Genomic DNA, 19276 nt, shown 5'->3' with positions numbered 1-19276 from the left:
CGCCGCTCTCGAAGCGTTCCACGGCCTGCCGCCGGATCCGCTCCCGCGCGGCCCTCTCCGCGTCGGTCAAACCGCCGCCCTGTGCATACCTCACACCACACGACTACCGGGGCCGACCCTCCGCGGGCAGGCGAACGCTACTGCTTCACCCATCCGAGCGACATCACGGATTCAACTTCAGTAGCTGGTAACCGGCACGTATTCGGAACCCGCCGTATTTCCCGTTGACGATGACGATCCCGGCTGTCAGCAAGGGTGGGCGTATGTGGACAAGACTCAGCGGTGTTTCACTCGCGGCACGTCCTCCCGGCTCAGTCATCAGGTACGGCATTGGCTGGCGGTGACAGGCGATGCACGACGAGCGGGATCTGGCCCACCCCAGCTGCTGCCACGACGGGACTATGCGGGTTGCAGTGCGGGGGCTGGTGTTACGCCGGGTGAGACGAAGGTTGCGGCATTGGTGTGATCATCGATGGGTCTGCCAGCGCAGAGCACCATCAGGTATGGACATTCAGGTGATAGTTAGTGCTGGACAGTGCGGTGCGTTTCCGTGCCACTTGCTTCGTATAGATGGTGGCCGCACCACGTGCTAGTGACGGAATGCGTGGGGCCGACGCGATGGACGCTAGTGGGAACGCGGATCAGGGCGGGGTGGGGACACCTCAGCCTGCGGGTCGGCCGGCCCCGGAACCACTGTCGGCGGGGGCAGGAGCTGACTCCGCCCGGGCGGCACTTGTGCAGGCGGTCTCCGAGCGGCTTGGAGACGAAGGCTCTGCGGCGGATGCGGTTGACGCGGTCCTCGCCTCCATGGGCCTGGCTCCGGAGACAGCGACCCTAGCCCAAGTACATGCAGGCACGAGTGTGCCCGGCTTCGGGCTGGAAGCAGGCGAACCGCCAGTCAAGTACAAACTCGCTTACGATGCGGCCCTTGCCGGGTTGGCTCAGCAAAATGCCACCCTGGAGAGTCTTAGAAGTCGGGCGGTCGGCCTAATCACAATTGCAGCTGTAATTGCATCATTCGCGACAACAGCAGGCGCGAAAAAGGACCACGCTTTTCCCGTTGGCGTAATTGTGGGCTTGCTGTTAGCTATGTTTTTGGTCGGCCTCTCCACGTTGATGGTTCTACTTCCTGCGAAGGAATGGCATTTCGGTCCGCATGCCACGTCAATCCTCGCGTCCAACGAGACAGAGAGCAGGCTGCGCCATGCGGCTGTCCTAGGGATGCAGGACGCGGTGAGTAGGAATGAAAATGAACTGGGTACTCGTGCTCACTGGTTCGTCATGGGATTTGTCGTCCTCATTGCCGAAACCTGGCTTGCGGTGGCAGCCACTCTTGCCTTTAGGTGACAGACTAGGGAGATCGAAGCAGTGAACAGCGGTAACCCGGCAGGAGCTCAGGAATCCTCTGAACCTGATCCCGAGCCGCTGCCGACAAGGATCGGGATCGGCTTCACCCGAGCAAGCCTCATCGGGATCGTCGCTGACCAGCTCAACGATCCCCGCGCCGCAGCGCACGCCGTTGGCGCCATCCTTGACACTTTGATCGAGGCGGTGAGCGGGGGCGAGCGAGTCTCTATCACCGGGGTTGCCCCCTTCGATGTCGTGATGGAAAAGCTGCCCAGAGAGGGCCGCGCCAGTACGAGTGCCGCAAAGGCGTCGAAGACGACGGCAAAGAAGACCAGCGCCGCTGCGGGGAAGAAAACCACTGCGGCAAAGGCGTCCAAGACGACGACAAAGAAGACCAGCGCCGCTGCGGGGAAGAAAACCACTGCGGCAAAGGCGTCCAAGACGAGCGCAAAGAGAGGCTGAGCGGTACTTCCTTGACTGCCGCAAGATGGCTCCTATCTACCATTCCCGCAGTGCGGCGATCATTCTGGTGTGGTCAACTGGTCGGTCCGCAGGTCGGCTCGGACGCGCAGGACGAGAGGTCGGTGGCGCCAGCGCCCGAACTCGAGCTGGCCGGCGTCGACCTCAATGTCGACGACGATGGTCGGCACCACCGGCCGGTAGAGAACCGGGGGGCTGCCGGGCAGCCCCCCGACCGTGCCGGGCAGCTCGGCCAGCTCGGCGGCGGCCGGTCGCAGGCGGGAGGCCAGCGCCGCCCGTACCGCAGGTGGCAGCGGGAGGCTGACCCCGACCGGGCGCAGCCGGCCGCTGCTGTCGGGCAGCCCGAGAACGGCGCCCTGGGAGGCGGGGGTCGCGCCCGGGGTGATGCCGAGGACGACGGCGCTCGTACTGTCCTTCACCCGGTACTTCAGCCAGTCGGAGCGGCGCCCCGGCCGATACGGCTGTGAGGAGTCCTTGATCACGCAACCTTCAATGCCGCCGCCCAGTGACCCGAACCAGCCCTTGGCCTGCTCCGGGTCGGCGGTGGTCGGCAGCGGCCAGATCCGCCCACCTTCGGGGAGCAGGTCGAGCAGCTTGGCGCGGCGTTCTACGAGAGGCCGGGGGAGGAGGTTGTCCGCGCCGACGGCCAGCAGGTCGAACGCGGCGACCTGGACATGGAAGCCCTCCCCGGGGCGTGGGCCGCGTCCGCCCGCGCGGGTCTGCAGCAGACCGAAGGCCAGAGCGCCGTCCGGCTTCACGGCCAGCAGTTCGCCGTCCACAACCGCCTCCGGCAAACCAGCGGCCACAGCCGCGATGTCCGAGAACGCCCGGGTCAGGTCCGTGCCGTGGCGGCTGAACACTGCGGCGCGCGGACCGGTGCGCAGACACACCCTCCAGCCGTCCGCCTTGGGCTCGAACCACCGGAGGCTCCCCGCCTCGGGCACAGCAGCGACCGGGCGGGCCAGCGCGAGCTCCACCGGAAGTTCGAACGGCGTCACCTTGAAGGGGAACGCCACCTTCGGGGACTTCGACACGGACACCGCCTCCAGCTGCTCACATCCAGGATGCTCCCGCACCGCCCGCCGAAGCGGGCGTGGCCAACACCCAGCGGGAGGCCGGGCCCAGGCGAGGACGGGACCCCGACAGCGACCGACCCCACCACCCCGGCCGGCCCTCCGTCCGGATGAACGGTGCGGCGTGTCGACCGTTGACCCACACGCGTGGCTGCTTGGCTTTCCGCGGGCAGGCAGAGCGCCCGACCGTCGCCTGCCGCGCGGCCCCGACCAGGCAGCCGAGTTCGGTCCCAAGCACCAGCACTCTGGCACTACCGCAGCACGATGCCGTCGACCCGCCCACACAGCGTGCCGCCGACCGGGGCCCGGCTGCGCGTGCACGGGATCGGCGATGAACGACATCACACCCCAGCTCCAGCACATGGCCAAGCTGCGCACCAAGGTCACCGGCGAGAAGTACCGAGCCGTACTGGAACGGCTACTGCGCACCTGGGAGCCCGGCCTGCCCGTCATTCCTGCGGCGTCCACCGCCGGCCAGGCCCGGCTGGAGAGCACCGTCCTGCACCGCGGCCGGGGACTGTCCACCGTCTCGGTGCACCCGATGGGCATCCAGTCCCTCCACCCGGAAGCCGACCTGCTGACCATCACGCTGGAGCCCGAGCCGTACGCCGTCTGGCACTGGGCACAGGCACTGCTCCCAGTCGACCCCGGCCCGGACAACTCGGTGCACGGTGCTGGCGGGCTGCGCTACACCACCACCAACCACCACGTCCTGCTCACCCAGCTCGGCACCGGCGCCCGGATCAAGCTCAACGGCTTCCCCGTCCACTGGTGGGAGCGCGCAGCCGCCACCCTCGCCGAACAAGCACTCACCTGCGGGGATCACCCCTGCTTCCGCTCCCCGGACATGTGCCCGGCCGAACACGACGTCGAGCAGTGGCGAGCATCCCGCCGACTCGACCCCCACTTCAGCAGCGCCCTGCTGCGCCGACTCAACGTCACCGCGTTCCCTGGCGGCTACGGCGGCAGCGACCTCTGGTCCGACCCGAACCCGCCCGGGTGGCGGTGGAAGCTGGAGATGATCAGCACGCCGGAGCACCCCCGGCTCCTCAAGCTGCTCACCCATCCCCTGGTCGGCCTGAATCTCGAGGTCACCGACCGCCGGTGCCGCTGCTCCGAGCCCGACACCGACCGCTTCGGGCTGGGCAGCGACCGCTCCGGCTGCGTCATGACGCTCGCCAGCGCCGACGGCCTCCACGAGCTGCAACTGCGTGACCTGCGGTGGTCCGCAGGCCGCAAGGCGCAGGAACGGGCGGCCGGGAACAGGGCTGAGGAGAACGCGGCGGCGTTCCAGGTCTGCGCATAGCCGCCCCGGGTGGCGGCCGGCCAGTCGACCCGCCGCGCACCGGTCGGGGGCTGGATGCGGCGGGAGTCCGCCACCGCGCACTGTTGTACTCGGGGCCAGAGTTCGTTGGAGCGGGCGGCCGGTGTCAGGATGTCGGGATGAGCGCCGTTGAGTTCTTCCCTGCTCCGCGTCTGGGGTTCCGTGAGATGGATCTTCCTGTGCTCACCCCCGAGGAGCAGCGGGCAGTGGAGCGCTTCTGGTTGGAGGCCCTGGAGCGGCAGCCGGCCTTCTTCGATGGCCCCGCGGTGACCTGCCTCGGCATCGGGCAGGAGCTGCCGGATGGGCTGACTCTGAGCTGGGCCCGGTCCAGCTACCGCTACCGCGGGCTGCGGAAGGTCGAGGGGGCGTCCTGGAAGCCTGCCTCGCTGTTCGTGACGGTTCTCCAGCCGACCGACGGCGGTGGGCTGGTCGTGGGCCGGGGTTCGTCGGCTACGGCGCACCCGGGCCGCTGGGCCCTTCCCGGAGGGTCGGTGGAGCCGCCGGCAGCTGGCGACCCACTGGATGCGCTGGGTCTGGGGCGTCATGCCGCCCGCGAGCTCTTGGAGGAGACCGGGGTGGCCGTCGCGGCGGAGGAGCTTGCCGTGTGGGCAGTCACCCGCGGGGAGCACGGCAACGTCGGCGTGCACTTCCGCGCCCCGGAACTTCCTGCTGACCTGGTGCTCAAGCACCACTTGGAGCTGACCGGCGCCGAGCGTGAGCGCGGACTCGTGCCCGAGCTCGACCAGCTGGCGGTGGCATACTCCGAGGCGGACGTGGTGGCGCTCGGCGACACAGTGGACTTTCTCGCCCCGGTCGTCGGCCGCTACACGGCGGAGCTGTTGCCGAACCGGGACAAAGCCGCATTCGTATAGGAGTTGCCAGGTCAGCGGGCGCCGAGACCGACCCATGATCGCTTAGCGTCATTCGATCATCACGTTCCGTCGGTAGAGTGCGCATATGCCTGAACCCACCGCCACCTTGCCGTTCGCCGGCCGCCGCCTGCACTTCGTCGGAGTCGGCGGGTGCGGCGTCTCCGGCCTGGCCCTCATCGCGCAGAAGCTCGGCGCCGAGGTCACCGGCTCGGACATGAAATCCACGATGTACCTGAAGTCGCTGCAGACCGCCGGGCTGACCGGCATGGTGGTCGGCCACAGCGCCGACCATGTGCCGGCCGCCCCGGCCCAGATCGTCTACTCCTCCGCGATCAAGCCCGACCACCTCGAGCGGGCCCGGGCCCGCGAGCTGGGAGTGGCCGAGCTGCACCGCTCCGGCCTGCTGGCCGAGATCACCGAGATCCGCCGCACCATCGCCGTCGCCGGAGCCCACGGCAAGTCGTCCACCAGCTCGCTCGGGGCCCACGTGCTCACCGAGTGCGGCGCGGACCCCTCGTACGTCGTCGGCGCCCTGCTGCGCCCGCCGGGCGTGCACGCCGCCGCCGGCCGGGGCGACCTGCTGGTGATCGAGGCGGATGAGTCGGACAAGAGCCTGCTCAGCTACCGGGTCGACACGGCGGTGGTCACCAACGTCGACCTGGACCACGTCGGCGACGCCGGGTACCGGAGCGTGCAGGACGTCGCCGAGGTGCTCGCGGAGTTCGCCAACTGGGCCCGGGAGACGGTAGTGACCGAGCAGGCCGCCTCGTACCTGCGCCCGCTGGTGGCGAACCTGACGGTGGTGGAGCCGGAACTGATCGAGGGCCGGCCGCTCGCCTTCCGGTGGGCCGGTGAGGAGTACGAGGTCAACCAGCCCGGCGAGCACCAGCTGCGCAACGCCGCGCTGGTGGTCTACCTGGCGCTGCGCGAAGGGTGCACGCCGGAGGCGATCCGGGCGGCGCTGCTGTCCTACCCGGGGGTGGCGAGGCGGTTCGAGCTGCGCGGGCGCACCCCCGGCGGGGCGCGGGTGGTCGACGACTATGCGCACCACCCGGTGGAGGTGGAGGCCGCGCTGTCGGCGGGGCGCCAGATCGCGGGGCAGGGCGGCCGGGTGTTCGCGGTGTTCCAGCCGCACCTGTTCTCCCGGACCCAGCAGTTCCTGGAGGAGTTCCTGGCGGCGCTGGGCAAGGCGGACGGCGCGTGGGTGGAGCCGGTCTACCCGGCCCGGGAGAACCCGGCACAGTGGGGGCACGTGGCCGAGCAGCTGGCGCAGGCCACCGGCGGGGCGGACAAGGTCGCGATGTCGCCGGGTCGGGCGGAGCTGGTGCGGGTGCTGCGGGAGACGGCCGGCCCCGAGGACGTGGTGCTGCTCCTCGGGGCCGGGGACGTCACCGAGCTGGGGGAGCCGCTCACTGCGTGAGCAGCGTCAGGCCCTGCTCGGGAACTGCTTCGATGCCGCCCTGGTGGTCACCGGCCGCCAGGGCGGCGGCCTGTTCGTCTCCCTCGGGGCCCCAGCCCAGCACCAGGTTGGCCCACCGGGCGGGGGCCAGGAGACGGGCGTACGTCTCGCCGGTGTCGGGGTCCGGCCGGGCGGGGCCGAGGGAGAGCAGGTCGGCCGTCATTCGGCGCTGCAGCACGGTGGGGCGGCCGGGCCGGTGGAGCGCCTGGTCGCCGAGCGGGCGCGGGGAGCCGATGGTCGCGGCGGCCTCTTCGTCAGCTTCTCGGGTCAGCGTGGTGCGGTCGTCCTCGCCGGGTTCGGGCCGCCCGCCGGGCAGGCTCGGTACGCCCCGATCGTCCACCATCAGCAGGGCCCGGCCGTCCGGGTCGAGGAGCCAGCCCCAGACCTGGACCACCGGGGCGGCGGGTGCCGGGTGGCTGACGGGGTGCCAGGTGTAGGTGGCGCCGGTGCGCTCGGTCTTGGTCGGGGCGTGGCCGTCCGGTTGGCCGTCGAAGAGATCGACGCGCGGGCGGCCGAGCAGCGCGGCGCGTACCGCCGTACGCGCCGCGGCGGCGTCGGCGGGGCCGAGCCCGGCGAGGAACGCCCCGTACGGTGCGCGCCGGTGGCCGGCCGGGGCGGGGGCGGCGGGCAGCGGGCCGAGGTGGACGAGCAGGTTGAGGCCCGCGGCGGTGTGGTCGACGGCCGCCAGCGCGGGGCTCGGGCCGCCGGGTGCGCGGTGCAGGCCGCGGGCGAGGTGTTCGACGGCGGCTGTCGGCACTGCGGGGCCCGTGAGGGCCTGGCCGGGCAGGCGGGTGGATCGGTCGGTGAGCACGGTGCCGTCGTCGAAGGTGGCCACAAGGGTGACCCGCACGGGCGGGGCGGCGCCGCTCATGCGCGGGCCTTGGCGGCGAAGGTCTCGATGACCTGGTCGTGCAGGCCGGTGAACGCGCCGACGGAGGCGTCGTAGCCGGCGGTGGCGACCAGCAGCGGGCCCGGGCGGCGGCCGGCGGGCAGGAGCTGGCGCAGCGGGATGCCGGGAGCGGCGACGTAGGCGGGGGTGCCGTCGAGGCGGATGAGGTTGGCCAGGCGCGTGTCGGCGTCGGGGTCTTCGCCGCCGGGGACGGCGGCTGCGCCGACGGGCAGCACCCAGACGGTGTCGGCTTCGGCGAGGGCGGGCGCCCAGGCGGCGAGGTCGCGCTTGTTGCGGGTGCCCCAGGGGGCGACGGCCAGGACGAGGTGGCGGTCGGGGTGGGCCTGGCGCAGGCCCTGGAGGAGGGCGGCGATCTGGTCGGGCTGGCGTGCGTTGTCGTCGACGACCACGAGGTTCGGGTCGGTGTGCATGGTGGACATGCGGCGCAGTGGGAGGCGGAAGGCGCGCAGGGCCTCCGCGCTGTCGGTGGGGGCGATGCCGAGGTGGAGGGAGGTGATGGCGGCGCAGGCGGCGGCGGTGACGAGGTGGCGGCCGGGGGCGGGGACGGTCCAGGTTCCGGCGCGGTTGCCGTGGTGGTGGAGGTCGAAGGTGGTGCCGTGGGGGGTGGCGTCGGTGATGGTGACGGTCCAGTCGGCGTCGTCGCCGATGGTGTCGATGTCGGGGGTGGAGCCGAGTTCGAGCAGGTGGGGGTGGAGCAGGTCGGCGACGTCGGCGGGCATGACGGCGAGCTGGAGCGGGCGGGCGGTGAGGAAGGCGGCGAGGCTGCGGGCGAAGCCGCCGGTGCCGGTGCCGAAGTGGTCCTCGTGGTTGCTGGTGATGTTGAGGGCGATGGCGATCTCGGGGGTGAGCGCGGTGTAGGCGTCGCGGTACTCGCACGCCTCGACCACCGCCCACGGGCCGTCGGTCAGGGCCGCGCCGCACAGCAGGCGGGGGACGTCGGCGCCGATGTAGGCGCAGGGGTCGAGCGGGGCGAGAATCTGGTGGAGGACGGCGCAGGCGGTGGACTTGCCGAGGGAGCCGGTGACCGCGATCTGGCGCTTGCCGCGGGTGGTGAGCAGGTGGTTGACGAACTCCAGGCGTTCCAGGCGCAGCGGTCCGGCGGTGCCGGTGGGCGGCAGGGCGGCGGTGGCCACGTGCAGGCCGCTGGTGGGGGTGTGGTTGGCGCCGAGGGTGACGGTGGCTCCGGCGGCGGCGAGGGCGCTGGTGCGGTGGTTGGAGGTGAGGTCGTCGCCGGAGACGGTCATCCCTGCGGCCAGCGCCAGGGCGGCGGCGGGGGCGATGCCCTTGCCTCCGAGGCCGTTGAGGTGCACGGCGTGCCCGGCCAGCGGGTTTCCGGGCTGGGGCGTGGTGGCGGGCGCGGGGGTGGTGGTCACTTCTCGGCTCCTTCGGTGGTGGCCAGGTCGCACAGCTCGGCCAGGACGCCGGCGGCGTGCAGGCGCTCGTAGAGGGCGTGGTCGTCGGGGGTGTCGGTCTCCAGCCAGCCGCCGGCGACGGGGGCGGTGGCGATGCGGTGGCCGCCCTTGAGGAAGGCGCGCAGCAGGGCGGTGGTGTCCCAGCTGGCTGCGCCGTCGGTGCGCTGCTGGTGGTGGCGGTAGAAGTCGGTGAGGGTGCGGGCGCCGGTGGGGGACAGGCGCAGCAGGCCCATGAACTGGCCGTGGACTTCGTCGAGGTGGGCGGGCTGGCCGCCGATGTCGGCGAGGGTGCCGTCGGGGTTCAGCAGGAGGCGTTCGGCGTCGGCGAGCGGGTCGGGCATGCGCTGCTGCCACAGGTCGAGCCAGCGGGTGTTGACGGGCAGGCAGAGGTCGGCGGCCGGGGCGTCGAGCAGGGTGGTCAGGACGCGGGGTTCCACGGTGATGTCGCCGTAGGTCACGACGGCTCCGTGGTCGAGGGCTCCGGCGTCGGCGGCGGCCAGGAGGCTGGTGGCGATGCTGGTGGTGGCCCAGGCCGGGTTGTGAACGGTGCGGCAGCCGGGTGCGGCGGCGGCCAGGTCGTCGGCGCGGTAGCCGGTCACCAGCGTGGTCTGGTGCAGGCCGGCCCTCTCGAAGGCGGTCAGCAGCCGGGCCAGCAGGGTGCGGTCGGCGAGCGGGGTGAGCGGCTTGGGGCGCTGCTCGGTGGCCGCGCCGAGGCGCGAGCCCCGGCCGGCGGCGAGGACGACGGTGTGCACGGAAGGCTCTCCTTCAGGTTCAGGTGGTCGGGTCGATCAGGTGCAGCAGGGCCCGGGTGCCGGGCCCGGGCCCGTGCGCGGGGTCCTCGCGTTCGGGGTGCCACATCAGTCCGGTCCAGGGCAGGTCGCGGTGGGTGAAGGCTTCGACGGTGCCGTCCGCCGCGGTGGCCAGTGGGATGAGGGCGTCGGGCAGCTGCTCGGCGGTGGGCAGGGTGAAGCGGTGGTGGGAGGCGACGTCGAACCGTGCCGGCCAGCACCAGGCGGCGGGGACGGCGCCGGTGGTGGTGAGGGGGTGACGGGTGCCGGCGTGCCCGGGGGCGTCGTCGCCGAGGCGGGCGCCCAGGTGGCGGGTGATCAGCTGCGCGCCCCGGCAGATCCCGACCACCGGAATCCGGCGGGCGGCAGCCACCTCGATCAGGTGCTGCTCGACCTGGTCGCGCATCTCGGCGACGTCCGTTGCCGCGGGCAGGCCGGCCAGGTCGTTGCCGCCGGTGAGCACGATCGCGGCCAGCGGCATGCCGTCCAGCTGGCGGCGGGCGGCGGCGAGGTCACCGGGCACCGGCAGAAGGCGGTGCCCGGCCAGCAGGCGGGCCCAGCGCCCGTCGAGGTAGTCACCCCGCTCCTGCCGGAAGCCGATCACCCGTTGGCTGAGGGCCACCCATCCGGCTCCGGCGCTCACCGCAGCACCTGCAGGCGCCCGGCTGCGGCGTCGACCACCAGCTCGGTGGCCGCGCGGCACGCCTCGAACTGCTGCGGGCCGATGCCGATCGCGGCGGGCAGGCCGAGCTCGGCGCAGCGGATCGCCATGTGACTGTTGGCGCCGCCGTACGCGGTGACCAGGGCGCCGATGGGGTGGGCGAGCACCCAGTCCATGCCGGGGTCGGCGGCCTCCATCACGACGACCGCTCCCGGCGGCGGGACCAGCCCCGGGGTGGGCCGCAGGCACACCGGGCCGCTCGCGCGGCCGGAGCCGACGAACGTCGCCCGCCCGGCGCCCCGCCGGAAGACGTCGACGTCGCCGGGCGAGGTGATGACGTCGGGCAGCTCGACCCGGGCGTGCACCGCCGCCCGCTCGCGCCCGGCCTCCGCCAGGGCCGTCCACTGCTGCTGATTGACCGTCAGAAGGTGCTCCAGACGCAGGTGCTGGACCATCTCGCGGTCCAATCCCGCCGCCGCGCCCCGGGCGGCGCAGCCCTCCAGGACGGCGCTGACCCAGGCCGCGTAGCGGGCCTTGCCCTCCTCCCGGGCGCGGATCGCCTCCCGGCAGAACCGCTCCAGCACAGCGGCGTCGACGCCCAGCGGCGCGAGGGCGGCGGTGACCGCCGCCGCCGAGCCGGCGGACCAGGGCGCGGGGGCCGGGACGCCGCCTGCGGTGTCGGGGCCGGGCAGGTCGAGCAGCGGCCGGAGGTAGCCCTCGGGGTTGTCACCGTAGGACGGGACGGTCAGGTCGTAGGTGCCAGGGCGTGTCCACCGGTACCGCTCGACGAACGCGCCCCAGTCGAGCCGGCCCTCGCGCACCGACGCGGCATCCACCTGCAGCTCGGTGGCCACCGTGCCAAGGCCCCGCATCCAGGAGTCCCGAAGGTCGGCCAGGCCCATCGTCTCCAGCGCCCGCAGCAGGTCGGTGGCCACGAACGCCGCCCGGGCGAGGTGCGCGAACACCCCGGCCGCCCGCCGGGCCAGGGCGACGCTGCGCCGCAGGCGGGCGGGGTCGGCGTCCGCGGAGACCGGCACCGCGAGCGCCGCCAGGTCGGCCAGGTCCGCGTCCAGGCGGGTGATCCCGGCCGTGGTGACGGCGGCCAGTGCCCGGTGCAGCCGCTCGCGGGCGCTGCGCCCGATCCCGTGCCCGGCCAGGTAGGCGGTGCGCTCGGCCACCAGCGGGCTCCAGCAGGTCACCGCCACCTCGAACTCGATCTTGTCGTGGGCCTGCGGATCGGTCCGCAGCCGTCCCAGCTGCGCCCGCACCAGGGCAGCGGCCAAGCGGTCGTCGATGCCGGCGGGGATGAAGGAGGCCAGCGAGGCGGTGGTGTCGATGTAGGCGTGGCCGGCGATCTCGTGCAGCAGCTGGGTGCCGCGCAGGTCGCGGTAGCCGTACTCCGCCCGCTGCTCAGCCCATACCTCGTCGGTGATCAGCGACCTGTACAGGGAGACGGCCAGCTGCGACGGGCGGGCGCCGATCATCTCGGCCGGGTTCCAGTCGCTCATGCTGGACAGCAGCAGCCCGCGCTCGCCCCGCTCCAGCCGCTCCAGCGCGGTCCGGGCCGCGGCCACCGCCGTGTACACCGGGGCGTCGTCCACGCTTACGGGCGCGGCGGCCAGCGGCCGGGCCTGCAGCAGGTGCACCCCGCCGCCGTGCAGGGCCAGCTCGATGTCCACGCGGCTGCTCCCGGCGCAGCGCGCCACCTCCACCGCCGCCGCGACCAGCCGCCCGGCCGCGCCGGGCACCGCCTCGACGCCGCCGGGCACCACCGCGCCGTCCTGGTGGCGCACCAGCCAGGTCTCCGCCCCCGCCTCGCCCGAGGTGATGGTGTCGGTCCGCCCCGAGACGGCGTCCACGCAGGCGCTCACGTACGGCCCGCCCGCCAGGGTGCGCCCGGTGACCACCGCGCTCGCCTGCACCGGGTTCAGCCAGCCCTGTACCAGCACCCGCCCCGCCGGCTGCGGGTAGGACGCGAACACCTCTTCCACGGCGCCCACCACCGAGGCCGGGTCCGGGGAGGGCACCGCGACGCTCGCGAACGCCCCGGCGCAGGACTGCTCCCAGCCGTCCTCACCCACCGAGCAGCTGCGGGCGATCACCCCCTGCCCCGGGTAGACCGCCAGCACGTCGGCGACCACCGCCTCCCGTTCCGCCAGCCACCGCTCCCAGCTGACCGACAGGCCGGTGTCGACCTGCACTGTCGTCAGCAGGTGGGCCAGGCGCCGTAGGGTTTCGTCCTTGCCGGCGAGCAGGAGGCGGGCGCGTTGTTCGCCGTCCGCCCAGTCGGCCAGGCCCGGGCGCGGCCCGGCCACCGGTACCTGGTGGTGGGTGACCAGGTGCCGGGCCAGCGCGGCCGGCCCTCCGGTGCGCGGCGCGCATCCCTGGGCCGCGCATCGCTCGTAGGCGGGCAGAGCGAGCGGTCCGAAGCTGTAACCAGGCCCGGACGCCCTCACACCGCCAGTCCACACCCCGATCCCGTGCTGGTCCAACAGGGCCCGGTGGACGGCCTCGGTGAGCATGGTGCCCCCGGGCAGCCACACGGCGGCGGCCAGGCCCGGACGGCTGAGAACCTGGACCGGGTCGGCGGGCAGGTTCTGCACCGCGACGCCGTCGGCACCACGCTCCAGCAGAAGCGCGGCGACCCGGCCGACCCGGTGCGGATCTGCCCACTTTGGCCCTTGCGGCAATGGCCGGCCGAGCAGAACGGCGACTTCGCCCATGGCGGCGACCTCCTTCGTGACGAGGGCACCACGGTGCCCGCTGCGGTGCCCCGTCCGGCAGGCGGCGCGACCCGGCGAAGACCCGGCGAACCCTGCTGCGCAAGGCGGGCGTTGGAGCACTTGCCCGCCCGCCGGGAACGGTCCGGGACCTGGTGCGGGCGGTTCAGGCGTCGGCGGCCATGTGGGCCAGGGCCTTGTCGTCGCCGGGCTTGCTGCGGGGCCAGCGTCGGCCGTGGGGGTCGCTGGCGTCGGCGTCGGCGACCAGGCCGAGGACGGCGTCCGGACCGTGGGTACGGGAGTGGGCGGCCATTGCCTGCCAGGTGAGCAGGCCGTACTTGTCGACGCCGATGGAAGTGCCGTCGGTGGCCAGGAGGATGTCCGACAAGCCTTCCAGCGGCCAGCTGCCCACGAGGGCCTCGTGCCCGGCCCGCGGGTCGGACCCCGCGATCCAGTAGCCGCCGTCCTGGTTCACCAGGTCGGCCATCTGCCGCATGATCGCGCGGGTCAGCTCCCGGTGCCGCTCGTCCCCGATCCGGCCCTGGCCGGACCGCAGGCGCTCGTACTGCTCCTGACGCTCGGGCAGCCGTGCGGCCAGCACCCCGATCCGGCCGTCGGTGAGCACGCTCGCCGTGCCGTCGGAGCGGACCACCGCCACCGGGCTGTCCCCGATCACCGCCGCCTCGAACCGCCCCTCACGCACCCGGCCGACGGCCACCGTCGCCTGCGGGGAGCGCCCCGGCACCGTCGACCGGCCCAGCGCCAGGGACCTCGCGGTGCGGGCGATCGCCTCGAAAAGGACATCCCGCAGGTCCGATCCGGACTCCGCCGCCAGAGCGACGATCTCCTCACCCAGCCGGTCGGCGTAGGTCCCGCCCAGCGCCGCGACGTCGTCGACGACGGTGGTCACGCCGTCCAGGACGACGACCACGCCCGGGCCGAGGTGGATTCGGTCTTCCAGCGCGGTGTCGGCACTACCCGGCCGGGCGGCTGTCGTGACGGTGAAGCTGCTGGGCATGGGTCCTCCAGAGGAGAGGGGCGGGCAGCGAGGCACCTGCGGTACCGGAGCGCTGCCGGGCCGCCGGTCGCGATGTCCTCACCGTGCCCGTCGGATTCGCGTCCCGGGCAGGCGGCGAAGTTCGGCGCAGCCCCGGCGAATTGCCCGGCGGACCGCTTCGACCCGCACGTTTCCGGGGCCCGGCCGCGCCCTGGCAACCGGGTGACTACAGCGCGCACAATATGCGCTACGGTCAGCTCCCCACCGTCTCAAATCCGCGTCGTCCGCTGCGAGGTAGCGATGACCCCAGAACAGCCCACAGGCCTCAACAGCCTCACCCCAGACGGAAGTTCCACCTCTAGCGGGGAGTCCACCCTCCGCTACTGGTTCCGGATCTCCGGACTCAGCAAGAACGGACTGGGCCGGGCCGTGGCCGCCCTCGCCACCGAGCAGGGACACCCCCAGATCAACCCGGACGGCTCCCGCGTACGCCGCTGGCTCGACGGCGAGCAGCCCCGCGAACCGGTGCCCGAACTGCTCGCCGCCGTCCTCGGCGACAAGTGCGGCATCCGCCTCACCGCCGAAGACCTCGGCCTCGGGCACAGCCGCGCCCTGCCCGACCCCACCCGCTACCTCCAGCCCGCCGCGATCCTCGACACCCTGGCCCGCTCCACCCAAGCCACCCTTGCCGCGGGCCCCGTCTGCGAACCGGCCGAGTACAACGACCAAGACCAGCCCCCGACCGCCCCCACCGAGCTGCTCCCAGCCCTTGAGTCCTGGTCCTGGAGCAAGCCGCGTACGCCGCTGGCCTCCCGGACGGGCCGGCGCACGCTCGGCCCCAGCGACGCCGCCCGGATCGCCGAACAGACCACCGAGCTGCGCCGGATGGACAACCTGCGCGGCGGGGCCAGCATGAGCTTCATGGCCTCCGCCCACCTCGCGGCCTCCACCAAGCTGATCCGCGACGGCAGCTACACCGAGGAGACCGGACGGCTCCTCTTCCGGGAACTGGCCGACATCGCGGGGGTGGTCGGCTGGGCGGCCCACGACGGCGCCGACTTCCCCACCGCCACCCGCTACCTGACCCTCGCCATCCAGGCCGCCCGGGAGAGCGGCGACCGCGACCTGACCGCGCACCTTCTCCAGGCCCTCGCCAGGGTCTGGGGCTACGTGAACCACTGCCAGCTCGCCCGCGACTGCATTGCCCTCGCCGTCTACGGCGCCCGCAACACGGCCAGCCCCGTCGTCCGCTCAGGTCTGCACGCCCTCGACGCCCGCTTCGCCGCCCTGCTCGGCGACCAACAGGGCAGCCTCCGGTCCGTCAACAATGCCCAGGACGTCTTCACCGAGGACCGCCCCGGCCCGACGCCCGCCTTCGTCGCCTACCTGGACGCCGCCGAGCTGTCCTCCACCCTCGGCGAGGTCCTGCTCTTCCTCAGCCGCCGCACCGGCGTCGCCCAGCACGCCCACGACGCGGTGGCCCTGCTGACCGTCGCCTCCGACGACCGGCACGAGGACCGCGTCCGCAGCCGCGCCTTCGACGCCATCGCCCTCGCCCGCGCGCAGGTCTACACCGGGGCGCTCGAGGAAGCCGCTGTCACCACCGACCGAGCACTCGCAGCCGCCGCGATCGTCGACTCCGCCCGAGTCCGTCGCCGACTGCGCGACCTCGCCGGAGAAACCCGCTCCTTCACCGACCTGCCCGCCTTCGGCAGACTGCACGCCGCCCTCGGTAGGCGGTGACGACCCAACGGCAGGTGCTCGCCGCCGACGCCCTGATCCCGCTCGCCCTGCCCGACCAGGACGCCGTCCTGCGCCAGATGAAAGCCCAGGACCACCTCGCCCCTCCGCGTCGGTACGGGCGCCGGGCGCGGGGGCCGCATACCACTCCGGTCACTCGTTCTGGTGATGGTCTGCTCCACTTCCGGCCCGGCCGCTAGCGTGGACGACGGGGCCAAGTCGCCGGCCCGGTGATCCAGGACAGGAGTGCCAACGTGGTCCGTGATGCGGCAGTGATGACGGTCGGCCAGGCGCGGGCGGCCATCGGGGAGGCGGTCAGCGCTCGGATCGTCGAGCTGTTCGAGGCCGACCTTGCCAGGATGCGCAGGAGCGGCACCGACAAGGTCTACGCCCGGCTATCGCGGGGATCGGACCTTCCGGGCCACAATCCTGTGGCCGTCCCCCCGGTCCCCACAGCCCTTGTGACCACCGACCGGGCCTACGCCGCCCCAGGTGTCATCTTCACGTGGAAGTCCGAGCACCAGGACCCGCCGTACTTCCGGATCATGACGCCTCCGGCGTGGACCACCCGCATCGCCCACCCGGGCTATGCCGTCATCGCCGGCTCGCCGGTCACCGCCGTCCTGGAATGGGACGCCGACCAGCGGCCCGTCCGGGTCCAGACCGTCCAACTCGGCGGTCACTTCGACAGCAGCATCCACGGCTGGCGGGCCTGGTCCTACGACGTCGTCCGCGCTGTCGACTGGTCCGAACCCGACCGGCCCCGGCTGTTCCAGCCGGAGCAGACCGCTGGCTGACCTCCGGCACACGAACACCCGCTCCAGGAGGCAGCGATGAACGACCAGCACCGACACCCCTTCCCGCTCCACCTCACCACGAGCGACCTGGACGCCGATCCGGCGGACCAGCAGATCGAGGAACTCCTCGGCGCCGCCTACAACGGCTGCACAAGCTGCCAGGACGCACAGCTCACCCTCCTGACGGGCAGCGCCGCCGCCACCGCCCGGCTGGTGCTCCTGACGCTGGAACTCACCGTGCAGCGGCTGGGTCTGATCCCTTCCGAGCTGACGGTCGACGCCGTGCCCGGCATGGCGGCCCTGCCCTTCCGGCGCCTGGCTCGTACCTCGCCGGACCCGGCGCAGCTGCTGCGCACATGCGAAGCTCTCCTGCCGGGCCCTCGCCGCGCCGCGGCGAACACCGCAATCGACATCACGGTTGGCTTCGCGGCTGCCTCGCGCGATCGCTGACCGCACCGGTTCCTTCCGAAGACGATCTCCACGGCCCTAGATTTGAGGTCATGGTCGATCAAGCGAACACAGCGGCGGCGGAGACGGATCTTTCTGGGCGGCGCCGCCATGCGCGGCGTCGTTCGGGGGCCGCGTCCGGAGGCCTGCTGCGGTCGTCCGCGTTGATGGCGGCGGGCAGCGTGGTGTCGCGCGGAACGGGGATGTTCCGACTGATGCTGCAGGCCGCCGCGCTGGGCACGCTGGCGGTCGGGGGCGCATACAACACCGCAAACACGCTACCGACCAGTCTCTACACGCTACTGATCGGTGGTGCGCTGAACTCGGTGCTCGTGCCGCAGCTTGTCCGGGCGCGTGCCGACCACGCGGACGGTGGGCTGGCCCACGAGCAGCGGCTGGTCACCATGGTGTTGAGCGTTCTCGCGGTCGGGACCGTCGTCGGCGTGGTGCTCGCTCCGTGGATCGTGGGCCTCTACATGCCGGACACCCCGGACAATCACGAGCTGTTCGAGCTGACGGTGACCTTCGCCCGGTTCCTGCTGCCGCAGATCTTCTTCTACGGGCTCTTCTTCATGCTGGGCCAGGTCCTCAATGCCCGCGGTCGGTTCGGGGCGATGATGTGGACGCCGGTCTTGAACAACATCGTGTTGATCACCATGTTCGGCCTGTACCGATGGCTGGTGCCGACCCAGGATGACGCCGCGTCGGTGACCCCGGCCGAAGTGCGACTGCTGGGTATCGGCACCACGATCGGAATCGCTCTGCAGGCAGTGTGCCTGATCCCCTATCTCGCCGGGACAGGGTTCAGGTGGCGCCCGCGCTTCGACTGGCGCGGCACCGGCCTGGGCAAGAGCGTGGCGGCGGCGCGCTGGACCCTGCTGTTCGTGCTGGTCAACCAGGTCACCCTAACGGTGGTGACGCGCTACGCCAACGAGGTGGACGCGGCCTTGCCGAACGTCGGCGCGGGGAACAGCGCCTACTTCTTCGCACAGAACATCTGGATGCTCCCGCAGGGCATCATCACGGTCTCACTCGTCACTGCGATGCTGCCGCGCTTGAGCCGAGCAGTGGCCGAGCATCGCCTGGGCGATGTCCGCGAAGACCTGTCCCGAGCGCTACGGGTCACCGGTGTGGCGATCGTCCCAGCCGCCTTCTTCTTCCTGGCCTTCGGGCCCCAGATTGCCACCGTGATGTTCTCCTACAGCGGCAGCGGGGCGGGCTCGGCACAGCCGCTCGGCCAGACGCTGCAGGCCTTCGCACTCGGCCTGGTCCCCTTCTCCGCCCAATACCTGCTGCTGCGCGGCTTCTACGCGTTCGAGGACACCCGCACCCCCTTCTGGATGGCGGTCTGGATCTCCGGCCTCAACATCGTCCTGGCCACTGGCTGCCACCTCTTCCTGCCCCCGCGCTGGGCCGTCATCGGCATGGCAGCCGCCTACGCCGCGGCCTACGCCGGCGGCCTGCTCGTCACCGGGCTCAAGCTGCGCCGCCGTTTGGAAGGCCGCCTGGACGGCAAGCGGCTCGTGCGCACATACGGGAAGCTCACGGCTGCGGCCGGCGCCGCCAGCGCCGTCGGCTGGGCGGTGGCCCGGATCTGCTCCGGTGCTGTCTCTGCCCCCGTCGTCGGCTCTGTGCTGGCACTGGCGGCCGGCGGCATCGCCATGCTGGTGCTGTTCGTGCTGCTGGCCCGACTGCTCCGCATCTCCGAACTGCGCAGCCTGCCCGGTCTGGGCTGACCAGCCCCACGTTGCCGACGGTTCGTCAGGCCGTTGCCGTGACCCGAGGGCTACTGCCTGAGTGGCGGACAACGGACAGAACTGGTGGACCTACATAAGTACACCGCCAGGCCGAGGCTTCCTGCCGGAGGTCGCCGACTGGATCACCTGGTACTCCGGCATCGCGGCGTTCATCGACCCATCGCCGGAGCGGGCGTACTGGACCGTCGTCGGCGGTCCGATCCTGGTGACCAGCACCAAGCTCGGTGCGGCCGCGTACGTGGACGACCGCGCCGTCCACCACGCCGGCGACTGGACCGAAACCCTCGCAACGGTCAGCCACGTGATCGGCCTGGACCGAGAAGGCGCCCTCGTCCCGGCCTGATCCCCAGCACAGTGAAGGGCTCGCTTCCTCCGGCGTCGAAGCCGGGCTTGGGTTCTAGAAGTCTCCTGAAGATCTTGTTGTTGGTGGAGGGGTGTCCCCGGGTGGGGATGCCCCTCTGTCGTTATGCGGTGGTGGGGGTGAGGGTCCAG

The 19276-nt window shown here is 72.3% G+C and carries 17 protein-coding genes; 10 read left to right on the top strand and 7 right to left on the bottom strand.

The annotated features are described in order from the left end of the window. Positions 1-735 precede the first annotated feature (735 nt). Together AC0B61_RS36065 and AC0B61_RS36060 are read left to right on the top strand one after the other, a co-directional pair. Positions 736-1347 carry a hypothetical protein gene (locus AC0B61_RS36065; protein WP_471746604.1) on the top strand — a complete coding sequence of 204 codons (612 nt, stop codon included), beginning with the start codon at positions 736-738 and terminating at the stop codon, positions 1345-1347. 21 nt (positions 1348-1368) lie between these two features. Then, positions 1369-1809, top strand: coding sequence for an HU family DNA-binding protein (locus tag AC0B61_RS36060; protein ID WP_471746602.1), 441 nt, complete (start codon positions 1369-1371; stop codon positions 1807-1809). Positions 1810-1868: 59 nt separating this feature from the next. On the opposite strand, the gene AC0B61_RS36055 is transcribed toward AC0B61_RS36060, so the two are convergent. Continuing rightward, positions 1869-2861, bottom strand: coding sequence for an ATP-dependent DNA ligase (locus AC0B61_RS36055; RefSeq protein WP_471746600.1), 993 nt, complete (start codon positions 2859-2861; stop codon positions 1869-1871). A gap of 370 nt (positions 2862-3231) precedes the next feature. Here AC0B61_RS36055 and AC0B61_RS36050 point away from each other — a divergent pair, with 370 nt between their 5' ends. The 3 genes from AC0B61_RS36050 to AC0B61_RS36040 all read left to right on the top strand — a co-directional run bounded on the left by AC0B61_RS36050 (position 3232) and on the right by AC0B61_RS36040 (position 6516). Continuing rightward, positions 3232-4206 carry a hypothetical protein gene (locus tag AC0B61_RS36050; protein ID WP_471746599.1) on the top strand — a complete coding sequence of 325 codons (975 nt, stop codon included), beginning with the start codon at positions 3232-3234 and terminating at the stop codon, positions 4204-4206. Between the two features lie 137 nt (positions 4207-4343). Continuing rightward, a complete protein-coding gene (locus AC0B61_RS36045; protein WP_471746597.1) occupies positions 4344-5096 on the top strand; it encodes an NUDIX hydrolase in 753 nt (250 codons plus the stop codon). Positions 5097-5181: 85 nt separating this feature from the next. Next, positions 5182-6516: a UDP-N-acetylmuramate--L-alanine ligase gene (locus tag AC0B61_RS36040; protein ID WP_471746595.1), complete on the top strand. Its 1335-nt coding sequence runs from the start codon at positions 5182-5184 to the stop codon at positions 6514-6516. Here AC0B61_RS36040 and AC0B61_RS36035 read toward each other — a convergent pair. The 6 genes from AC0B61_RS36035 to AC0B61_RS36010 form a co-directional block, all read right to left on the bottom strand. Continuing rightward, positions 6506-7426: an NUDIX domain-containing protein gene (locus AC0B61_RS36035; RefSeq protein WP_471746593.1), complete on the bottom strand. Its 921-nt coding sequence runs from the start codon at positions 7424-7426 to the stop codon at positions 6506-6508. The two genes, AC0B61_RS36040 and AC0B61_RS36035, sit on opposite strands and share 11 nt — an antisense overlap. Next, a complete protein-coding gene (locus AC0B61_RS36030) occupies positions 7423-8838 on the bottom strand; it encodes a glutamate ligase domain-containing protein (protein WP_471746591.1) in 1416 nt (471 codons plus the stop codon). The genes AC0B61_RS36035 and AC0B61_RS36030 overlap by 4 nt, the downstream gene beginning before the upstream one ends. Beyond that, positions 8835-9629, bottom strand: coding sequence for a phosphocholine cytidylyltransferase family protein (locus AC0B61_RS36025; RefSeq protein ID WP_471746589.1), 795 nt, complete (start codon positions 9627-9629; stop codon positions 8835-8837). Before AC0B61_RS36025 ends, AC0B61_RS36030 begins: the two co-directional genes overlap by 4 nt. A gap of 19 nt (positions 9630-9648) precedes the next feature. Next, positions 9649-10287: a gamma-glutamyl-gamma-aminobutyrate hydrolase family protein gene (locus tag AC0B61_RS36020; protein WP_471746588.1), complete on the bottom strand. Its 639-nt coding sequence runs from the start codon at positions 10285-10287 to the stop codon at positions 9649-9651. A 17-nt stretch (positions 10288-10304) separates the two neighbouring features. Continuing rightward, positions 10305-13049: a PEP-utilizing enzyme gene (locus AC0B61_RS36015; RefSeq protein WP_471746586.1), complete on the bottom strand. Its 2745-nt coding sequence runs from the start codon at positions 13047-13049 to the stop codon at positions 10305-10307. A 163-nt stretch (positions 13050-13212) separates the two neighbouring features. Continuing rightward, complete coding sequence (locus AC0B61_RS36010) at positions 13213-14064, bottom strand: PP2C family serine/threonine-protein phosphatase (protein ID WP_471746584.1); 852 nt, start codon at positions 14062-14064, stop codon at positions 13213-13215. A 279-nt stretch (positions 14065-14343) separates the two neighbouring features. Here AC0B61_RS36010 and AC0B61_RS36005 point away from each other — a divergent pair, with 279 nt between their 5' ends. The 5 genes from AC0B61_RS36005 to AC0B61_RS35985 all read left to right on the top strand — a co-directional run bounded on the left by AC0B61_RS36005 (position 14344) and on the right by AC0B61_RS35985 (position 19127). Then, on the top strand, positions 14344-15786 hold the full coding sequence (locus AC0B61_RS36005) for a transcriptional regulator (RefSeq protein ID WP_471746582.1): 1443 nt from the start codon (positions 14344-14346) through the stop codon (positions 15784-15786). 251 nt (positions 15787-16037) lie between these two features. After that, positions 16038-16580, top strand: a complete 543-nt coding sequence (locus tag AC0B61_RS36000) for a hypothetical protein (RefSeq protein WP_471746581.1) — start codon at positions 16038-16040, stop codon at positions 16578-16580. Positions 16581-16616: 36 nt separating this feature from the next. Then, positions 16617-17030 (top strand): hypothetical protein, encoded by a 414-nt coding sequence (locus AC0B61_RS35995; protein WP_471746579.1) that lies wholly within the window; start codon positions 16617-16619, stop codon positions 17028-17030. 50 nt (positions 17031-17080) lie between these two features. Continuing rightward, positions 17081-18763, top strand: coding sequence for a murein biosynthesis integral membrane protein MurJ (gene murJ / locus AC0B61_RS35990; protein ID WP_471746578.1), 1683 nt, complete (start codon positions 17081-17083; stop codon positions 18761-18763). A gap of 61 nt (positions 18764-18824) precedes the next feature. Then, complete coding sequence (locus AC0B61_RS35985) at positions 18825-19127, top strand: hypothetical protein (RefSeq protein ID WP_471746576.1); 303 nt, start codon at positions 18825-18827, stop codon at positions 19125-19127. The last annotated feature ends 149 nt before the right edge of the window (positions 19128-19276 follow it).

It is taken from the genome of Kitasatospora sp. NPDC023385 (assembly GCF_055664045.1).
The sequence above is the reverse complement of the archived record's forward strand: the minus strand, read 5'-3'. Positions and strand labels throughout refer to the sequence as shown.